General features: G+C 65.5%; 18 protein-coding genes. 7 read left to right on the forward strand and 11 right to left on the reverse strand.

The features are described 5' to 3' along the window. Positions 1 to 26: 26 nt before the first annotated feature. The 3 genes from E0H45_RS15745 to E0H45_RS15755 are packed head-to-tail and all read right to left on the reverse strand — an operon-like array spanning position 27 to position 5128. Complete coding sequence (locus E0H45_RS15745; protein WP_131338084.1) at positions 27 to 1556, reverse strand: serine hydrolase domain-containing protein; 1530 nt, start codon at positions 1554 to 1556, stop codon at positions 27 to 29. A 45-nt stretch (positions 1557 to 1601) separates the two neighbouring features. Beyond that, positions 1602 to 3359: an ABC transporter ATP-binding protein gene (locus E0H45_RS15750; RefSeq protein ID WP_131338085.1), complete on the reverse strand. Its 1758-nt coding sequence runs from the start codon at positions 3357 to 3359 to the stop codon at positions 1602 to 1604. Beyond that, a complete protein-coding gene (locus tag E0H45_RS15755; protein ID WP_131338086.1) occupies positions 3356 to 5128 on the reverse strand; it encodes an ABC transporter ATP-binding protein in 1773 nt (590 codons plus the stop codon). Before E0H45_RS15755 ends, E0H45_RS15750 begins: the two co-directional genes overlap by 4 nt. A 60-nt stretch (positions 5129 to 5188) precedes the next feature. Here E0H45_RS15755 and E0H45_RS15760 point away from each other — a divergent pair, with 60 nt between their 5' ends. Further along, positions 5189 to 5536, forward strand: coding sequence for an HIT domain-containing protein (locus tag E0H45_RS15760; RefSeq protein WP_202872354.1), 348 nt, complete (start codon positions 5189 to 5191; stop codon positions 5534 to 5536). Between the two features lie 5 nt (positions 5537 to 5541). Here E0H45_RS15760 and E0H45_RS15765 read toward each other — a convergent pair whose 3' ends face one another. Further along, entirely contained in the window at positions 5542 to 6273 is a 732-nt protein-coding gene (locus E0H45_RS15765; RefSeq protein ID WP_131338087.1) for a class I SAM-dependent methyltransferase, read from the reverse strand. Between the two features lie 101 nt (positions 6274 to 6374). Here E0H45_RS15765 and E0H45_RS15770 point away from each other — a divergent pair, with 101 nt between their 5' ends. Together E0H45_RS15770 and E0H45_RS15775 are read left to right on the forward strand one after the other, a co-directional pair. Beyond that, positions 6375 to 7037: a GNAT family N-acetyltransferase gene (locus tag E0H45_RS15770; RefSeq protein WP_131338088.1), complete on the forward strand. Its 663-nt coding sequence runs from the start codon at positions 6375 to 6377 to the stop codon at positions 7035 to 7037. After that, positions 7030 to 7803 carry a class I SAM-dependent methyltransferase gene (locus tag E0H45_RS15775; RefSeq protein ID WP_165546482.1) on the forward strand — a complete coding sequence of 258 codons (774 nt, stop codon included), beginning with the start codon at positions 7030 to 7032 and terminating at the stop codon, positions 7801 to 7803. The genes E0H45_RS15770 and E0H45_RS15775 overlap by 8 nt, the downstream gene beginning before the upstream one ends. Here the strand turns inward: E0H45_RS15775 and E0H45_RS15780 are convergent. Together E0H45_RS15780 and E0H45_RS15785 are read right to left on the reverse strand one after the other, a co-directional pair. Continuing rightward, positions 7788 to 8690 (reverse strand): phosphotransferase family protein, encoded by a 903-nt coding sequence (locus E0H45_RS15780; RefSeq protein WP_131338090.1) that lies wholly within the window; start codon positions 8688 to 8690, stop codon positions 7788 to 7790. The genes E0H45_RS15775 and E0H45_RS15780 overlap by 16 nt on opposite strands. Positions 8691 to 8746: 56 nt before the next feature. Continuing rightward, positions 8747 to 9670 carry a phosphotransferase gene (locus E0H45_RS15785; protein ID WP_131338091.1) on the reverse strand — a complete coding sequence of 308 codons (924 nt, stop codon included), beginning with the start codon at positions 9668 to 9670 and terminating at the stop codon, positions 8747 to 8749. 118 nt (positions 9671 to 9788) lie between these two features. Here E0H45_RS15785 and E0H45_RS15790 point away from each other — a divergent pair, with 118 nt between their 5' ends. Beyond that, positions 9789 to 10568: a class I SAM-dependent methyltransferase gene (locus E0H45_RS15790; RefSeq protein WP_272949000.1), complete on the forward strand. Its 780-nt coding sequence runs from the start codon at positions 9789 to 9791 to the stop codon at positions 10566 to 10568. 162 nt (positions 10569 to 10730) lie between these two features. Here the strand turns inward: E0H45_RS15790 and E0H45_RS43860 are convergent, their stop codons facing one another. Together E0H45_RS43860 and E0H45_RS15800 are read right to left on the reverse strand one after the other, a co-directional pair. Continuing rightward, on the reverse strand, positions 10731 to 11078 hold the full coding sequence (locus tag E0H45_RS43860; RefSeq protein WP_131338093.1) for an NPCBM/NEW2 domain-containing protein: 348 nt from the start codon (positions 11076 to 11078) through the stop codon (positions 10731 to 10733). A gap of 163 nt (positions 11079 to 11241) precedes the next feature. Then, complete coding sequence (locus E0H45_RS15800) at positions 11242 to 12183, reverse strand: aminoglycoside phosphotransferase family protein (protein WP_131338094.1); 942 nt, start codon at positions 12181 to 12183, stop codon at positions 11242 to 11244. 519 nt (positions 12184 to 12702) lie between these two features. On the opposite strand from E0H45_RS15800, the gene E0H45_RS15805 reads away from it, so the two are divergent. Next, positions 12703 to 13437, forward strand: coding sequence for a class I SAM-dependent methyltransferase (locus E0H45_RS15805; RefSeq protein WP_131338095.1), 735 nt, complete (start codon positions 12703 to 12705; stop codon positions 13435 to 13437). Positions 13438 to 13525: 88 nt separating this feature from the next. Here E0H45_RS15805 and E0H45_RS42870 read toward each other — a convergent pair whose 3' ends face one another. The 3 genes from E0H45_RS42870 to E0H45_RS15815 form a co-directional block, all read right to left on the reverse strand. After that, positions 13526 to 13969, reverse strand: coding sequence for a hypothetical protein (locus tag E0H45_RS42870; RefSeq protein WP_202872356.1), 444 nt, complete (start codon positions 13967 to 13969; stop codon positions 13526 to 13528). Positions 13970 to 14046: 77 nt separating this feature from the next. Next, on the reverse strand, positions 14047 to 14472 hold the full coding sequence (locus tag E0H45_RS42875; RefSeq protein WP_202872357.1) for a hypothetical protein: 426 nt from the start codon (positions 14470 to 14472) through the stop codon (positions 14047 to 14049). A 71-nt stretch (positions 14473 to 14543) separates the two neighbouring features. Continuing rightward, positions 14544 to 15059 carry a GNAT family N-acetyltransferase gene (locus tag E0H45_RS15815; protein WP_131338096.1) on the reverse strand — a complete coding sequence of 172 codons (516 nt, stop codon included), beginning with the start codon at positions 15057 to 15059 and terminating at the stop codon, positions 14544 to 14546. A 179-nt stretch (positions 15060 to 15238) separates the two neighbouring features. Here E0H45_RS15815 and E0H45_RS15820 point away from each other — a divergent pair, with 179 nt between their 5' ends. Both E0H45_RS15820 and E0H45_RS15825 read left to right on the forward strand, forming a co-directional pair. Continuing rightward, positions 15239 to 15556, forward strand: coding sequence for a hypothetical protein (locus tag E0H45_RS15820; protein WP_131338097.1), 318 nt, complete (start codon positions 15239 to 15241; stop codon positions 15554 to 15556). After that, positions 15484 to 16128, forward strand: a complete 645-nt coding sequence (locus tag E0H45_RS15825; RefSeq protein ID WP_131338098.1) for an acetamidase/formamidase family protein — start codon at positions 15484 to 15486, stop codon at positions 16126 to 16128. Before E0H45_RS15820 ends, E0H45_RS15825 begins: the two co-directional genes overlap by 73 nt. Positions 16129 to 16434 lie beyond the last annotated feature (306 nt).

Genomic DNA, 16434 nt, shown 5'->3' on the forward strand with positions numbered 1-16434 from the left:
CCTACACACCCCACCACATTTTCCTGTCACAGTTGGTGGAGGCGGATGTTCGCGTACGTCGGGGGCGTGCGGGTCAGGTCGAGGGCTTCACCGGTCGCGGAAATGTACAGACCGGGACGGTGCCGGCGCAGGCGGACGGTCCCACCGCGCCAGTCGTCGAAGAGATACACCCTGTTCTCCTTACGCAGCCTGGCGGTCCCCTCGCGCACGCCGTATGCCCGAACCGCGTAATCCCGGTTCCACGGCCCGTCCGCCGCGGCCGGGGCTGCTTCCGGTACGTCGTTCCGAAACCGGACGTGCTCGTCGTCGATGCACTCGAGGTACGCCGGACGTCCCGCATCGTCGAGATCGCGGAACCGGAACCGCTCGTCGTTCTCGATCATGAACTCGAGGGGACCGACGAATCGCGCCGGATGCCGGGTACCGCCCCGGACCAGGACGCCACGATCTTCTTCCACCTCGAACACGACCTGGTCGGTCCCGCTCCCGCTGTAGTTCCCCGCCAAACCGGCCAACGATCCAGCGGACACCTCCGGGGGAGGGCCGACCTTTCGCGGCGTGCGGTGCGGGACAACCTCGCGGAAGATCTCCGCAGCGAGCTCCCACTGGAACGGATGCGCAGTCGAATTGGTCAGTACGACGACGCCGATCCGCGCGTCCGGCGCCCAGTAGATGTCCGACAGAAACCCGAATCCACCACCGCCATGCCCGCGCACAGGGATCCCGTGCGCACGGGTGACCGCGATCCCAAGCCCGTACCCCCGCTCGCGCCCCGTCAGTCGATACATCTCGGCCAGGTGCACAGGATCGCCCAACTGGAACTGCATGAACCGGCACGAGTCGTTCACACTCGTGTACAGCCCACCCGCAGCAACCATCGGAACCCGCACCGGGATCCGCGGGTAGCCCGTGGAATGCCCGATCGCCCGATCCTTTTCGCGCTGGATCTCCGCCGCGTTGAACGTCGTACGGGTCAACCCCAGTGGTTCGAACAATGTCCGGCGTACGAACCGGTCGAACGGCAACCCACTGCGCCGCTGAAGAATGTAGCCGGCCAGATCTATCCCGAGATTCGAATACTGGAAGTGGTGGCCGACAGGAAACCGCAACCACGTGTCGTAGATGCTGCGGCAATGCGCCTCGAACGACTCCCGGCCGACGAGATAGCTCGAACCAACCGGCGCCTCGTGCGTGAATCCAGCGGTGTGATTGAGAAGATGCCGCAGCGTGATCACGCGCTCAGGGCGAGCCTCGAAGGAACTGTTGAGACGAATCTCCGGCAGATATTCGACGATCGGAACGTCAAGGTCGACCAGACCATCCTGGACCGCGAGGAGAACCGCCGTCGCGGTGTACATCTTCGAACACGACTGGACGCCGAACATCGTCTCCGGAGTAACCGGCTCCCCGCCGCCGGCCCGCGTACTCCCGAACCCGGCCGACCACAGCATCGACGTCCCATCACAGATCCCGACCGCAATCCCCGGAACCCGATGCTCCTCCAACAGCCCAGCCACACGCCGCCGCAGCCCCGCCACCACCTGCTTACTCAGCACGTCACGTTTCTACAGCCCACGAGGCCCACGGGACAGGTTCTCGGTTTATGGGTTCTGGGTTTCCGCGTGCCAGGTCTGCCAGAGCCGGCCGTAGACGCGTCCTGCGCTGACGAGTTCGTCGTGACTGCCGAGCTCGACGAGTTCACCGTCTTCCATGACCGCGATCCTGTCGGCGTCGTGCGCCGTCTGCAGGCGATGGGCGATCGCGATCACGGTGCGACCCTTGAGGACACCGGCCAGCGACTGCTCGGTTTGCCGTGCGGTCTTGGGGTCGAGGAGCGCGGTGGCTTCGTCCAGGATCAGGGTGTGCGGATCCGCCAGGACGACGCGTGCCAGCGAGAGCTGCTGGGCGCCGGCATCGTCGAGTTCGGTGTCGTCGCCGACCTCGGTGTCCAGTCCTTGCGGCAGGTCCTCCCACCACATGGCTCCGACCGCGGCGAGCGCGGCGTACAACTCCTCGTCCGTCGCGTCCGGTTTCGCGATCAGCAGGTTGTCCCGCACGGTGTCGTGGAAGACGTGATGATCTTGGGTGATCAGTACGACGTGTTCGCGGAGTTGGTCGGGCGGCAGATCGGCAACCGGCGTACCGCCGATGGTCACCGACCCGGTGTGCGGGCGGTCAAGACCGGCGAGCAGACGTGCGAGGGTTGATTTTCCAGCTCCGGAAGTGCCGACGATGGCCAGGCGTTCTCCAGGCTGCACCACGAGGTCGATTCCCTGAAGTACGTCGCGGACGCCCGTGTAGCTGTAGTGCGCGTTGTCTACCCGGATCCGGTCGCCGTCGGCGTTCGGGACCGCGGTCGGCTCGGCGTCCGTCGTCGGGACATCCGCCAGGCCCTCGACACGGGCGTAGGAGGCACCGGCGCCTTGTAGCTGCTCGATCCAGAGCATCAGCGTGTCGAGCGGGCCGACGAGCTGGCGAAGGTACACCGTCGCAGTCACCACGACTCCGAGGCTGACCAGATCCTTGGTGTACAAGGCGCCGCCGACCAGAAGGACTCCCACCACCGGGAGCGCCAGCGACACCTCCGCCCACGGAAACAGGACCGTCCGCAACCACAATGCGCCCAGGCGTGCGGAGCGGGCTCGGGTGACGGCGGCCTCTGTGGCCTCTGTCCGGCGACGCTCCAGTCCGAGAAGTTCGACCGTACGGGCGCCTTTGGCAGTGCTGGCGACGACGTCGGCCATGTCTGCACCAGTCGCCGCAACGGCCAGGTAGGCCGGCCGCGCGCGTCGTACGTACCAGCGCACCGCCGCTCCGACACCGAGCAAGGACACGAGTCCGCACAGCCCGAGCCGCAGGTCCAGGGCGAGCACCGCAACGATGAGGAACAGCGCGTGGACGAGCGCCACGAGAACCTCAGGCACGGCCGAGCGCAAGGTGAAGGCAACCACCGCGGCATCCGTGCTTCCCCGAGAGATCAGATCGCCGGCCGGAAGATGGTCTGCCACGCGTGGAGGCAGCGCCAGCGTCCGCCGCAAGAATCGTTCCCGAACACGCGCCGCCGTACGTTCGCCGAACCGGTACCCGATCTTGAGCGCCCACCACGCCAGCACCGTCTGCACGACGGTGAACAGCAGAGCGCCGAACGCAAGACGGTCGACCGCGCTGAGCACGTCCCCGGAGCCCGATTGGATCGTGTCGATGATGCGGCCGAGCAGCCACGGACCGATCAACCCCGCCGCCGACGCGAGCCCGTTGACCAGGACAAGGCCGACCACGGTACGTCGCTCCGCGCGGAGGTCACGTCGCGCCGCAGCGCGGACTTCGGCGGGCTCGGCGACCGGCAGCTGGTTGATCATCGGTCGTCCTGCGCACGGGAGACGAGGTCGCGATAGTACGCATCGCTGCGCAGAAGGTCCGCGTGTGTCCCGACCGACAACGTCTTGCCGTCGACGAGCACGACGACCTCGTCGGCGCGGTCCAGCACGAGTGGCGACGACGTCGTGATCACCGTTGTCGTGTCGCGCCGCGCTTCGCGGATCCGGTCGATCATGACCGCCTCGGTGTTCGCGTCGACCGCAGACGTCGGTTCGACGGCGAGCAGAACGTCGGGCGCGGCATAGACAGCACGGGCGAGCCGGATCCGCTGCCGTTGCCCGCCGGACAGATCACTCCCGCCCGCGGCGACCGTCGCGTCCAGACCGCCAGGAAGCGCCTCCACAACATCCTCGGCTACAGCGACTCGGAGAGCCGCGCGAATCCGACTGTCATCAGGCTCGAGACGCCCCGCAACAATGTCGCGAACCGTGCCGGCGAAGACCTCGGCATCGTTGTCGGCAACAACCAACCGCCGTCGGAACTCTTCACGCGCGACGTCATCGATCGGCACCCCTGCCCACGTCGCACTCGCGTCGGCATCGGTGTTCAGTTGGCCCAACCGCTCGATCACGGTCCTCGTCTCCGCCGGCCGGGCAGCAACCAGAGCCGTCAACAGGCCGGGACGAACGATCACTCCCGAGGCAGGGTCGGCCAAGGGGCCGGAGCCGCTCGGGATGACCCCGTCCACTCGCTGGTCGTCGCGGGCGGCGGGCAGGTTGAGCAGGTCGATGATTCGTTGCCCGGCCACGCGAGCGCGGGCGATGTCGCCACCACCCTCGATGAAGGCGGACACAGGAACGACGAGTACGGCGACGTACCCGTAGACGGCGACGACATCACCGATCGTGATGGCTCCGGTGGCCGCCATCCGCGCCGACAACCACACGACCGCGGCCAGAAACAGCGCCGGCAAACCGGTCGACAACGCGCCGACCCAGCTCGCGGGTCCGGCGACGCGGTAGCCGTGCCCCACCAGTCCCTGCGACTGCTGCTCGTAGCGCTCGGCGACGAAGCCCTTCCCACCAAGGCCGTTGAGCACGCGAAGCCCGGCCAACACATCGACCAGGCGAGTCGTCAACCGTCCCTGGTGCACGCGGTACTCGCCGCCGGTACGTTCGATGCGCTGCAGGAACGGTCCGACCGCGACGGCAAGCAGCGGAACCCCGGCGAGTACCACCGCGGCCAGCAGGGGCGAAGTGGTGAACAGTACGACGGCAACAACGGCGTACGCGACGACCGCGCCAACGCCAGGACCGGCGACGGTCAACGCCATCGCGACCGTGTACACGTCGGCGATGCCGACCGTCACGACCTCGCCCGTGCTGACGCGCCCCGGCAACGAGGCGCCCAAGCGAGACGTGTGCCCGACGGCGGCTCGGACTGCGCGGAACGATGCGTCCATCCGGACCTTGGTCATCGTTCGATGCCGTGCGATACCCAGCAGCGCGTTCAGGACGCTGACGGCCAGCAGCACCGCTGCCCACCTGACCAGGGCGCCGGTATCGCGGGCCACAAGTCCTTCATCAACGGCCCGGGACAGCACCCACGGAGGCACCGCGAGGCCAACCATCCAGAGAGTGCCCAGCACTCCGCCCAACGCGATCCGTCGGGACTGCGACCGCGCGAGCCAGAAGAGGAAGCGGAACGGGCCGGCGAGATCGTTGGCGGTTGCCGGGTTGCCCGTTTCGCTCGTCCGGTCCAGCCACGCGCGGATGCGCGCCGTACGCCGCCGTGCACCGTCGCGCGTCATCGCATCACCCTATCGTGGTTTGTGATCGCCTTCACAAGGGGGAGTGGCTATCCTCGGGTGGTGCAATCAGTCCCGCAGTACCGTGGCGACGACTTCTACTGCGATGTGGCGATTCCTGATCCGGGCAGCCTCGATGTTGTGCACGAGGACGAACTGGTGCTGGCGTTTCATCACACCCGGCCGTTCTGGACGAACCACATCGTCATCGTGCCGAAGCGACACATCGCCTCGTTGACCACGGTGAGTTCGGCTGACGAGCACGTCATACGTCGGTTGCTCGAGGTCGTGCAAGCAATCGCCGCCGAGACCGAGCGAACCACCGGGGCAGCCGCGGTGCTGACCAATCTAGGGGAATACCAAGATTCCAAGCACTTACACATCCACGTGCACAGTGGGCCTCGACGCTGAGCGATTCAGGGGCGGGAGGCAACGATGTGCAGGAACAGCGGAATCCGGTACCACTTGTTCGCGGGATCATCGGAGGCGTGTTCCCGGAGTCGCTCGATCACCAGACCCGCGTCCGCGAGGGCCTCGGTGTAGGTCTGCAGCGGCCGGTGAATTCCGTAGTACGTCATCGACAGACCGTCCCGGTTGCGCGTGTTGGTGTAATGCCTGGCTTCGGTGTAGGAATCCGGGATGAGGTACGGCGGATTCGGGCCGGCCGCATCTCGGTCGAAATCGCCGGCTGAATTGAGTGGGTGCACGATCGCCATCACCAGTTTGCCGCCGACGGCGAGAATTCGGCCGATCTCCGCGACCGCCGGTACGACGTTGTCGATGTCGTGCAAACTCATGAACGCCACGGCGCAGTCAGCAGCCGCATCCGGCACGGGGAGGTTCACGGCGTCAGCAACAACGGCCGGTACCGGTTCCTCGGGGTGCGTCGCCGCAGAGCGAATCATGGTCGACGACCGATCAACCGCCAGAACGCGATGTCCTCGCGCCCGCAGTTCACGGCTGACCCGCCCCTCGCCGGCACCGACGTCAACGGTGAGCCGCCCGGGCGGCGGAATCAACGGCAGAAAAGCCAACTTGTGGCTGCTGTAGCTGTCGAGCCCTCGTCTGCTCCACTTGATCCACGCCCCGGCATTGGCATCCCAGCCGTCAGCCAACGGCGAGTCGCCCTGCCGCCCCTCGGATCGCATTGCGGCAGCCTATACGCCGAAAAGCATGTGCGTGATCGCTCTGGATTGCGCTTGGATCGGGTTGTGTCGATGGACAACTGTGAAGGCGGAGTGACTGCACGATGAGGTCTTATCCACCCCTCGCCGTGCGCGTCAGCACACCAAAGCTGGAGCTGCGTGGCGCCACGGACGACCTGTTGGACGAGCTCGCCGAGGTCGTGCGCGCGGGCAAGACCCACGCCGACCCGCTGCCGTACGACGACCCGATCTCGCTCTACGAGCCCGATCCCGACCTGCGGGTGGCCAAGTGGCTGCAGGCGATCTGGCGGGGCAGGGCGAGGGTCGAGGCCGACGCCTGGCGGCTGTACTTCGTGGTCGTGGTCGACGGTGAGCCAGTCGGCATGCAGGACCTGTGCGGAGTGAGGTTTTCTACTTTCGGGACATTCACGACGTTCTCCTGGCTGTCTGCCGATCACCGCGGCCGCGGGCTCGGACGTGAGATGCGGTCAGCGATCCTGCACCTCGGATTCGATGGGCTCGGGGCAAAGGAAGCGAGCAGCGACGCCTTCGTGGACAACCACGCCTCGAACGCGATCTCGCGAGAGCTCGGCTACGAGCCCAACGGCTCGGACTGGGACACCAGACAAGGCGAATCAGCCCTCATCAACCGCTGGCGCCTGACCAGAGAAAACTGGGAACCGCGCCGCAGAAACGACATCCAACTCCACAACCTCGAGGCGTGCCGGGCATTCCTGTCTTTGTCGGACGCTGAGCGTCGTGTCTGAGGTTGTCAGCCAGAACCGCGAGTACTGGGAGCGGCTGGCGCCACATCGGCACGGTGAGCCGGTCGAGTTCTTCGTGAACGGCGGCAGTGCGCTGACGGACGACGAGCTCGCGGCTATCGGGGATCTTCGCGGTCGTCGTGTGTTACAGCTCGCGTGTTCAGTGGGTGATGAGGCGTTGAGCTTCGCGCAACGCGGCGCAGACGTCACCGCCGTGGATATTGCTCCGTCACACCTGGCCACCGGCCGAGCGAAAGCCGAGGCGCTGGGAGTGGACGTCACGTTCGTCCTGCAGGACATGATGACGCTGGACTCGGAGATCACCGGGTTCGACGTCATCTACATTTCGTGGGGCGGTCTGTGCTGGGTTCCCACTCTCACCGAATGGACGCGCTTGGTCGCCGATCGACTCAACCCCGGCGGCCTTCTGGTGATCAGCGAACACCATCCACTGTGGGAGATCCTGACGGTCCGCGGAGACAACGTATTGTCCGTCAGCGGCGATTATTTCGGCAGCGACCGAGACGGCTACACCGACCCGCTGAAGGCCCCGGAAATCACCCGAACGCTAGGCACTCCGGACGTTCCGCATCGCAGCTTCGTCTGGAGCATCAGCAGCGTAGTTACCGCAGTCCTCACCGCCGGCCTGACCCTCCGATCGCTCCAGGAGTCTCCCGTCACAGAGATGTACCCGGGCCTGGGGGAGCAGGCCATGAGCATCCCTGCCACCTACCTTCTGACTGCGAGTGCTGATCAGGCCCCGGTGTAGCGGGCGATCACGTCCAGGCAGCGTCGGACCTGCGCCGGCGAGGCAGGGTTCCTCCAGCCGAGCTTCTCGAGTGCCCAGTCGATGGCGAACGCCGGCGTCCACCCCGCCTCGGCCGACTCGGGATCAGCGACCCGCGCGTACCCACGACGTACGAGATCCAATCGGTCATGCAGTACGTCGCCGGCATCCAACTCCCATTGGGCGAAGTCGTACGACGGCGCCGTACGGCCGGCGAACTCCCAGTCGATGAAGCCGGCGACCGACCCGTCGTGGATCAGGAGGTTCTTCGGGCAGAAGTCGCCATGGACGAGCGAGACCGGGGGAGTCGCGCGGGTCGTGACCTCTCTATAGAGAAAGTCTGCACCGCGCTCGACGACCGCTGCTGCCGCCGGGCTGAGCGTGTCCCCGACGATGCCTGCGACCCGCGCGACTTCGCGCTCTTCGGGCAATCGCAGTTCGTGCCGGATGCCTCGCTGGTCGTCCAGGACGACGCTGTGCACCCGCGCCAGAATCTCAGCGGCGTCCAGGACCACCCGCTCGAGTTCAGCGGCAGACAGCTCGGCGATGAGCGTGTCGAGTGAACGGCCCGGCAGGAACTCTTGGATGGAGAAGGACAGCAGTTCGCCGTCGTGCTCCAGATGCTCGAGGCCGAGCACCTCTGCTGTCGGCACGCCCACGGCACGCGCCTGCGTCATGAGATACGCCTCGTCGACGAACCACGGCACATCCTGACGCGCGATCCGGACAACCACAGCACCATCGCCGGCAAGCTCAACGCGGTACGTCTCGTTCATCCCACCCCCGGCGAGAGGAACGAGGCCTTCGACGTCGCGACCGCAGACAGACCGCACCACGGAGTCGATGATCGAGCGAGGCGTTGTCACCATCGCTTTAGTCTCACCCAACGATCCGCTGCAAGGCATCTGCATTTCGAACCACTGAGTTACACGAGCAGCGTCTCGAACTGGGGGAGTCGGGCGAACATCCCGGGGAGTCCGCGGATGCCGTTGCTCGCTGACTCCTGCGACAGCGCGAGGTCAGGGCCAGTGTTCGCCTCCGTGCCGGCGAGGCAGCGGAGGATGTTCCATCGCGTGTGCCCCAGCCAGCCGCCGATCATGAAGACGAACCAGCTCGGACCCGGCGGCGGCAGCGTTCCGCCTCCTGCGACGTACCCGTCAAGGACAGCGCGGAAGATGGTGGGCTCGATGTGGTCGAAGCCAGGTCCCTTCGCGAGGCTCAATGCTGTCGAGCCGAGCTCGCTGGACAGGTCGAGCATTCCCGAGAGCTCCCAGTCGAGCACCACCGGCCGACCGTCTCGAGCGAGCAGGTTCCACGGTTGGATGTCCTTGTGGGTCAGTACGACGGGTCCTGGCCGTTCGCAGGTGTCGACGAAGTGGGCAATCGCGAGGAACGTCTCGACGTGGGAGGCGAGTTCGTCGGCCCACGGCTGTTCGGTCGCCGCGGCCCGCTCGGCGAGCTCAGCCCAGTCGTGTGACGCCGGTTCCTCGGTCGACTTGTGGGGCCACTCGACGTCGAGCGCGTGGACGCGAGCGAGGATCTCACCGATCTCGAACGCGTACGCCGCCGACACCGGTGCCTCGGGCAACTTCTCTCCGTCCACCCACCGGTGAACAAGCGTGTTGTCGCTGGCCGAGATCGGCTCCGGCATCGGGATGCCAGCCGCGAAGGCCGCCTGCTCGAACCGGAACACGTCCTCGACGTGGTAGGTCGAGCGGCGATCGGCGAGGTTCAATTCCTTCACCGCGAACGAGCCCTGGTCCGTGTCGAGCCGGTACATCCGATTGGCGAACCCGCCGTGGACGCGAGTCATCGGACCAACCGGCGTACCAAGCTGCGAAAGGTTCACGCACCGCAATCTAGGCGTCACAGTCCATCGGCGCATCAAAATTATCGGACAGCACAGGGGAGTGGGAGCAACGAACGCCCTGGAGATCCAAGGGACGACTATGGTCTGTCTCGTGGCGATGTCAGACGACTCACAGGCGGACAGTCCTGGGGATTCGAGCCGGCCGTGGCTGGAACTCGCTCCCGACTACGAGCGGGCCCGAACCAGGGAGGACTCACTGGATCGGATTGTCGAGTGGCCTGCGCAGCGAGACCTTCTGGGTGATGTGACCGGACGGTCTGTGCTCGATCTCGGTTGCGGCAACGGCGGCAAGCTCGCTGAGCTGGTTCGAGACGGTGCGACCGCGTCCGTAGGTGTGGACGTCAGTGGCAACTTCCTCAGTGACCCGCCGCCTGGCGTGGAGTTCATCCGAGGCGATCTCTCTGAGCTGGATTCTGTGCCTGGGCTCGCCGGGCGCAGGTTCGACCGGATCCTGTTCCTCCAGTCCTTCGGCTATGCGAAGGATCCGGTTCGCACCCTGCAGGCAGCGCGCGCGATGCTGGCCGACGACGGATTCATCCTGCTGACCAGGACACAACCGATCCGGTACGCCGTTGAACGGGCCGAACAGAACGGGACGTCCCTGGGCGAAGAGTATTTCTCCACCGCCTCGTTCTCCTACGTCAGCGGCTGGAACGACCACATCACCCTCACGAAGCGTCCGTACACCATTTCTGCCCTGCTCAACGTGTTCAGTGCGGCAGGCCTGTGGATCGAGGCCGCGATCGAGCCTCAACTGTCCGAGGACGCCCGACGCCGCTACCCGCACAAGCAGGCATGGATGAACAAGTACCTCGGCATCCTGCTCTTCAAGCTCCGGCCCATCCCAGCCAGTGGCAGCGTCCTCAGCGCCGGCTAGGGGACAGTGCTCAGGCAGTTACCGGAGACGCTGCGTATTTGAGTTCGGCGTATTCGTCAGGGCCTGCGCTCGACCGCGCGGTGTCAGTCGGCGTCCGATGATGAGCGCCGGTTGGCCCAGTACACGGCCAGACTCAAAGCGCAGAGTGGCGACCCTAGGCCATCAGGTTGATACGAAAAGCTCGCCTAATGCACAGTCCCCAGTGCCGTGACCGATGAAGGTCATCTCTATTTTTACTCGCAACCCCGCAGACACGTTGACATTGAGAGGCTTCGTTTTTCCGAGCTTGACTTCCCCTGACGACCACCGACTTGCCCCGTCGACGAAGATATCGACCTGACAACTGAATCTGGAGTCACTGTTGTCACCGACTCCGACGGTTCCTCGCATTTGCCGGTACTTTCGTCCTAGGTTGTACTCTCGCGAGCACGGTCCAGGTGCGTCGTCACTCGTATCGCCGTCTCGCCCCATCGAGACAACGTGTAGGTGGTTCTTGCCGTTGATACTCATGACCACGTCGCCGTCATTGTCGTGGTAATCAAAGCTGTCGCAGTCGACCTTCGCCGGTTCAGTGCTAGCTAGGTGAAGTACTTGAGTGGGTGCCGGTGGCGTCGCTGTGGTCTTACAGGCCCCCAAGTGGAGAGCAGCGTCGATTTCGGCACGCGCGACCACTTTATGACCACTGACTGAGAGCGGTGCGAAGGAAAGCGTCGCGCCTTTCGGTGACGGCAGCGGCGCCCAGGAGGCTACCGTCGTCGGCGAATCCCGTCCAACCGTCCATCACTGTCGGCGTGTTCAGCGCGGCCACGGCATCCCAGTAGGGCACGCCGACTGCCTCCCGGCCCGCCTGCCGCTCCCAGCCCTCCAACACATGGGACGGCGCGTCCTGGCCGTACTGAAGGGTCATCTGCATCCGCAGGCTGCCGAGATCGACGCCCGGATTACCAGCCCCGGCTGTATTCCAGTCGATCAGCGCAACGCAACGGTCACCCTCCCACAGCATGTTGCCGCCCCAGGCGTCACCATGCACGAACACCGACGCGACTGCCGGCATCCCGTGCGACCTGACCCGCTCGTCGGCCTGCTGCAGCAAAGGTGTGGTCGGCATCAGGCCCCGCCAGCGTTCATCGGCGCGGTCGTCGACGGCGCACGGCCGGGGCCGGTATGGCAGGTGGGCCTGCGGAACCAGCCTGAAGGCGTGGACCCTGGCAAGGGCCGCTCCCGCTTCGCGGAGCCGGGCGACCGAAACCGTCGGCGAGAGACCGGCGCTGCCGGGCAGGAAGGTCTCCAGGGTGGCGACGGTTCCGCTCGCCTTCCCGTCGAGATCCGCAGCGATCAGCCGCGGCGCGGCCAGGCCATGAGTCTCGGCCAGCTGAAGCGCGCGTGCGTTCGTGATCACCCACGCGGCGGCGATCCATCCCCGGACAGGGACCTTCAAGATCACGTCCCTGGTCCGGGCCGCCGGTCCTTCGATTCCCAGGCGGAACGTGCCCGAAGGGCGGTGCTCGCCGCGGGTCAGGCCCTCGGACGAAACGACGCTCGTCCCGCCAACCGCGTCGGCCGCCCAGCGCAGAACCTGGTTATTCGGCATCTTGCCTGTGTGTGCTCTTGCCATTTCATCACTTTATTACGCAGCAGTGGCTTTCCCAACACACAGTTAGGGGTCGACGGCTGTGTTGTAGGTGTCGGCGCCGTCGGAGAACCGGTTTCGGATACCGGTGCTGTGGTCTGAGGTGTCGGCGTATTACTTGGCATTGATGATGACGTCACAGGGAATTGCCAGGCCGCTAAGGCTACTATTAAGCCTATTATGGTTGCGACTCCGCCCGCGATTCCCCATTTTTCCAGCCACCAAGCCCCCTTGAAGTGCCACCCTACATAGGGCAACGACCACCCGTCGGCGTCGTGTAAGACGCTGACCGCCGCCAAGGATTGCACAGGTCGCTAGCTGTTGGCAGTAGGCGGGGATCGGACAATGTCTACTGAATTACCCGACACTCTGCGTATCAAGATCGTGCGCATTCGGCGTCCGGTGGTCGTCAGCCCGGTGGTGAAACCGCATGCAGAGCTGGCTGGCGGGGCGGTAGGTTACATGGCTGTCCCTGCCCATCTGTCGTCGGAGAGGTGTGTCCACATGTCCACGATCAGTAACTCACAGGCGATCGCAGCGTGGTCGGCGATGCCGACTGACGCGATTGAGGCGTACGACGATCAGGGCGACTTTCCCAAGCGCCACTTGATGAATGGGAACCTGCTCCGGATGCTGGGGCCCGTCGATGGTCGGAAAGTCCTCGATGCAGGCAGTGGCGAAGGCTATTTGAGCCGGCTGTTGGCCGAAGGCGGAGCTGAGGTCGTTGGTGTGGAGCCGGCTGCCGCGCTGCTGGCGCGCGCTCAGAAGATCGAGCAGGAGCGGCGTCAGGGCATCAGGTTCGTGCAGGCTGATCTCTCGACGTTGCCGGAGGTTGGTCAGCCGTTCGATGCGGTGGTCTGCAGCATGGTGCTGCTCGCCATACCCGCCTGGCAGTCGGCGATGGCGGCGTGCGTCGGCGCACTGAAGCCGGGCGGCCGGTTCGTGTTCTCGATCACCCATCCGGCGTTTGAGAATCTCTACCCAACGTGGCGGGATCACGGACATTACCAGCTTGATCGGTACCTGGATGAGTACGAGATGCCACAGGGCCATGCACCCGACTTCCACCGCCCGCTGTCTGCCTACATCAACGAGGTCGTCGGTCTCGGGTGTCGCGTGACTGAACTGTGCGAACCGAGACTTGATCCACAGGTCGCACGAGACAGCGGAATCGAGGCGATCGAGTCCTACGTCGCACTGCCGAACTTCCTGATCGTCAGCGCCGAACGCGACAGCTGAGCGCCATTCGCCGGCACCGCCGTCTGACCGCCGCGGGGCAAGTAGTCCGTCCAGCAACGCTCATCGACCGTGGCCTCGACCGCTCCGATCAAGGCCCGTCAATCTGCCGGCCGGCGTAGCGGGCCCATGGCTCGGCGGCCTTGTCAGCGTGCAGGAATGCGACCTTGGCGCTGTAGCCGAGTGCGTCGGCAACGATTGACGGCGGAGCCTCGAGCACGAGTTCGCCGATCGCTCGGTTGCGCGCCCCGAGCAGGTTGACGCCGAGGTCACGGAGCCGGTCCATCACGGTGTTGGGGTGGAGGTGTCGTCCGGCGAGGGTGCTGGGGAACAGCCAGGGACTGTCTGGCCCGGAGCCGGTGCGCAGGTTCGGGCGGCGCGCGATGTGGTCGCGCAGGAGTTGAGCGAACGGCGCGGGCACCTCGGTTGGTCGTTGGCCGAGCGTGATGCTCATGCCATCTGATCGGTCGTCGACGACGCGCAACTCGAGGGTGACGATCTTGACGAGTGGCTGGGCGTAGAGCAGAAGCAGCATTCCGCCCACCCGGTAGGGGAGGGACTCGCTGGTGCCGGTGAGTAGCTCGCGGATCCATGCCAGCCGTTGATCCTGCGTCAGTGATGGGCTGGTGCGGGCTGCTCAGTGTTGAGCCGGGACATCTTGGCAACGACGAAGAAGGTGCGGATCGCGGTCCTCGTGGTCGGGCCGGTCGCGAGCCACTCGTCGATGTCAGGCTGGGTGCAGGTGGCTGCGGTCCGCTGATACGTCTCGTGGAGCCAGACGAGGAACCTGACGGTCTCGGTGATCTCCTGCTTGGCCGAGTGCACCGGACTCTGGGTCGGGTGACCGGCGGCGGCCTTGGCCCTAATGCGGCGCAGGTGATGCCAGGTGGCGAAGTGCTGGACGGGCTGGCGGACCTCGTCGGGCAGCCCGTCGAGCTTCGCAGGGATCCAGTGTTCGAACCGTGCCAGGTGTGGGTCGCGCGGTGGCAGGAGCCCCGTAGGTGGCGTTGTGCGGGGTAGTGGTCTTCGGCTACGCACCTGATTCATCTGATGCAATACGCAGACTTCTAGTTGACATAATGTCCATTATCGGCGCGGAAGACGCCCGGTCATGGCAGGTGTACGAAGCCGACGTAGTCCACCCCAGCTGGCCCCGGACGCGAAGTTCCGTCCCGGGTCCAGCCATGTCGCTCGTAGAACCGGATGGCACGAGAGTTCCGCTCCCAGACATCCACCTCGCCCACAGCATCAGCCTGGCGTGCGATGGAGACGAAGCGTCCCATCAGGGCGCTACCAACGCCGCTCGACCACCGGCCTGGCTCGACGAAGATCCCGACGAGCCGGACGCGCGTCTCGTGAGGCGCATTGGTCGGAAACGCTCCGTTGGCATCCAGCGTGATCACACCGACGATGTCATCGCCCAAGACAGCCACCAGGACGGCGAGTCGAGAATCCACCACCATCTTGCGCCACGTCTCCCGGTACTCCTCGTCAGGAACCGCTGCGACGTCATGGCCGCCGGCACCGTAGTACACAGCCCTCGACCGGGCATGCAACTCCGCAAGCGCATCGCCGTCGCCGGGCGCTGCGTCTCGAATGCGGACTGCCTGAGTTGGCTCTGTCATGAGGAACGAGGCTACGACCCCACCGAAGGAGCGGCTCCTCGGACATCACGGGCAGGCCCCCAACGGTGCCAACTCCCGTTACTCCAACACCCGCCGATACCAGCTAACCCACGCAACCACCAGCACGCTCGATCTGATAATCGCCTGTGTCATCACTTCGACGGTCCTACAGTGCCGTGATGGACCCCATCGCTGCGCCGCCCGTCGATCTGGCCTGCCACGATCTCCCGGACGCCGCGATTCTTCAGCCCGGTCGAAGAACCCGGATCCGCACCTGGCCCGGTTCGGACTACCCCTTCCTGACCGGCCCACTCCGCGTCGAGGGCGTAAGCCCTGGCGACACCCTCGCCTTCCACCTCCACGCTCTTGAACTGGACGCAGTCGGTCATTACGGCTTCGCCACCACCACCAAACCCTGGGAGCCGTGGGCGGCGTCCTCCGCGAGTCCGCGGACCAGGAATACGCCGGCCGCGCCGAACTCCGCGGCGATCAGGTGATCCTCGACGGCCAACACGTCGTACCAGTTGCCCCGATGCTCGGCTGGCTCGGTCTGGTCCGGCCCGAACTGATCGCCGACCCCTGGGACCACGGCGGCAATCTCGACACCAAGGAGTTCGCCCCCGGCTCGACCCTCTATCTCCACGACGACATCGGGTCCGGCCGGTTCGTCATCGGCGACGCGCACGCCGCAATGGGCGATGGCGAAATCAGCGGCCAGGGCATTGAGATCGCCTCCTGGTGCGACCTCACCGTCGAGGTGATCCCCGCCACTTCCCCGCACCGTCCCATCGTCCGCACCCCCGATGCGATCATCCACCTCTGCAGCCGCTTCACCGAGAGAGACGCCTACACCCAAGCAATCTCCGACGCCGTCCACCACCTCGGGTTCACCCAGCAACTCGGCTTCGAGCGGGCCAACGCCCTCCTCAGCTTGATCGCCGACCTCCGCGTGTCGAGCGTCGTCTCTCACTCGCCTACCTACAAGCTCCTCGTCCCGTCGAGCTGGCTAGGCCCGATCGAAAACCTCCTAACCGTTGAGAAGCCGTTGCTGCCCTACACCCCCAGATGATGGTCCCGCGATCCCTCGCGCCCGCTCACTCCCGGCACATCAACTCCTGTCCCTGCCAGTTAACCCACGGGAGCTCGGGTAGGGCTATCGATCCACCGACCGTACCCACAACGAGCGTGGCGCCGGTGTTCGGAATCTGGTGCCGCCGCACGCATCGCCACCCTGGCCACCGGCGACTACTACCAGACGAGTCCGTCTAGATGGTTATGGCCGGAAAGGAGGCGAGCGATGCGGTCCTGCGCCGCTGCGCGTATTTCAGGCTGGGGGTGGTGCGCGTATAGCGCGAGCTCCCCGTACATGTCATAG

Source organism: Kribbella soli (assembly GCF_004331345.1).
In the GTDB taxonomy this organism is placed as follows: domain Bacteria; phylum Actinomycetota; class Actinomycetes; order Propionibacteriales; family Kribbellaceae; genus Kribbella; species Kribbella soli.

Coding starts and splice junctions, on each gene's coding strand:
- E0H45_RS15750 (WP_131338085.1), bottom strand. CDS start 3,359: ATGATCAACCAGCTGCCGGTCGCCGAGCCCGCCGAAGTCCGCGCTGCG.
- E0H45_RS15755 (WP_131338086.1), bottom strand. CDS start 5,128: ATGACGCGCGACGGTGCACGGCGGCGTACGGCGCGCATCCGCGCGTGG.
- E0H45_RS15765 (WP_131338087.1), bottom strand. CDS start 6,273: ATGCGATCCGAGGGGCGGCAGGGCGACTCGCCGTTGGCTGACGGCTGG.
- E0H45_RS15770 (WP_131338088.1), top strand. CDS start 6,375: ATGAGGTCTTATCCACCCCTCGCCGTGCGCGTCAGCACACCAAAGCTG.
- E0H45_RS15780 (WP_131338090.1), bottom strand. CDS start 8,690: ATGGTGACAACGCCTCGCTCGATCATCGACTCCGTGGTGCGGTCTGTC.
- E0H45_RS15790 (WP_272949000.1), top strand. CDS start 9,789: ATGTCAGACGACTCACAGGCGGACAGTCCTGGGGATTCGAGCCGGCCG.
- E0H45_RS43860 (WP_131338093.1), bottom strand. CDS start 11,078: ATGAGTATCAACGGCAAGAACCACCTACACGTTGTCTCGATGGGGCGA.
- E0H45_RS15800 (WP_131338094.1), bottom strand. CDS start 12,183: ATGGCAAGAGCACACACAGGCAAGATGCCGAATAACCAGGTTCTGCGC.
- E0H45_RS15805 (WP_131338095.1), top strand. CDS start 12,703: ATGTCCACGATCAGTAACTCACAGGCGATCGCAGCGTGGTCGGCGATG.
- E0H45_RS42870 (WP_202872356.1), bottom strand. CDS start 13,969: ATGCTGCTTCTGCTCTACGCCCAGCCACTCGTCAAGATCGTCACCCTC.
- E0H45_RS15815 (WP_131338096.1), bottom strand. CDS start 15,059: ATGACAGAGCCAACTCAGGCAGTCCGCATTCGAGACGCAGCGCCCGGC.
- E0H45_RS15820 (WP_131338097.1), top strand. CDS start 15,239: ATGGACCCCATCGCTGCGCCGCCCGTCGATCTGGCCTGCCACGATCTC.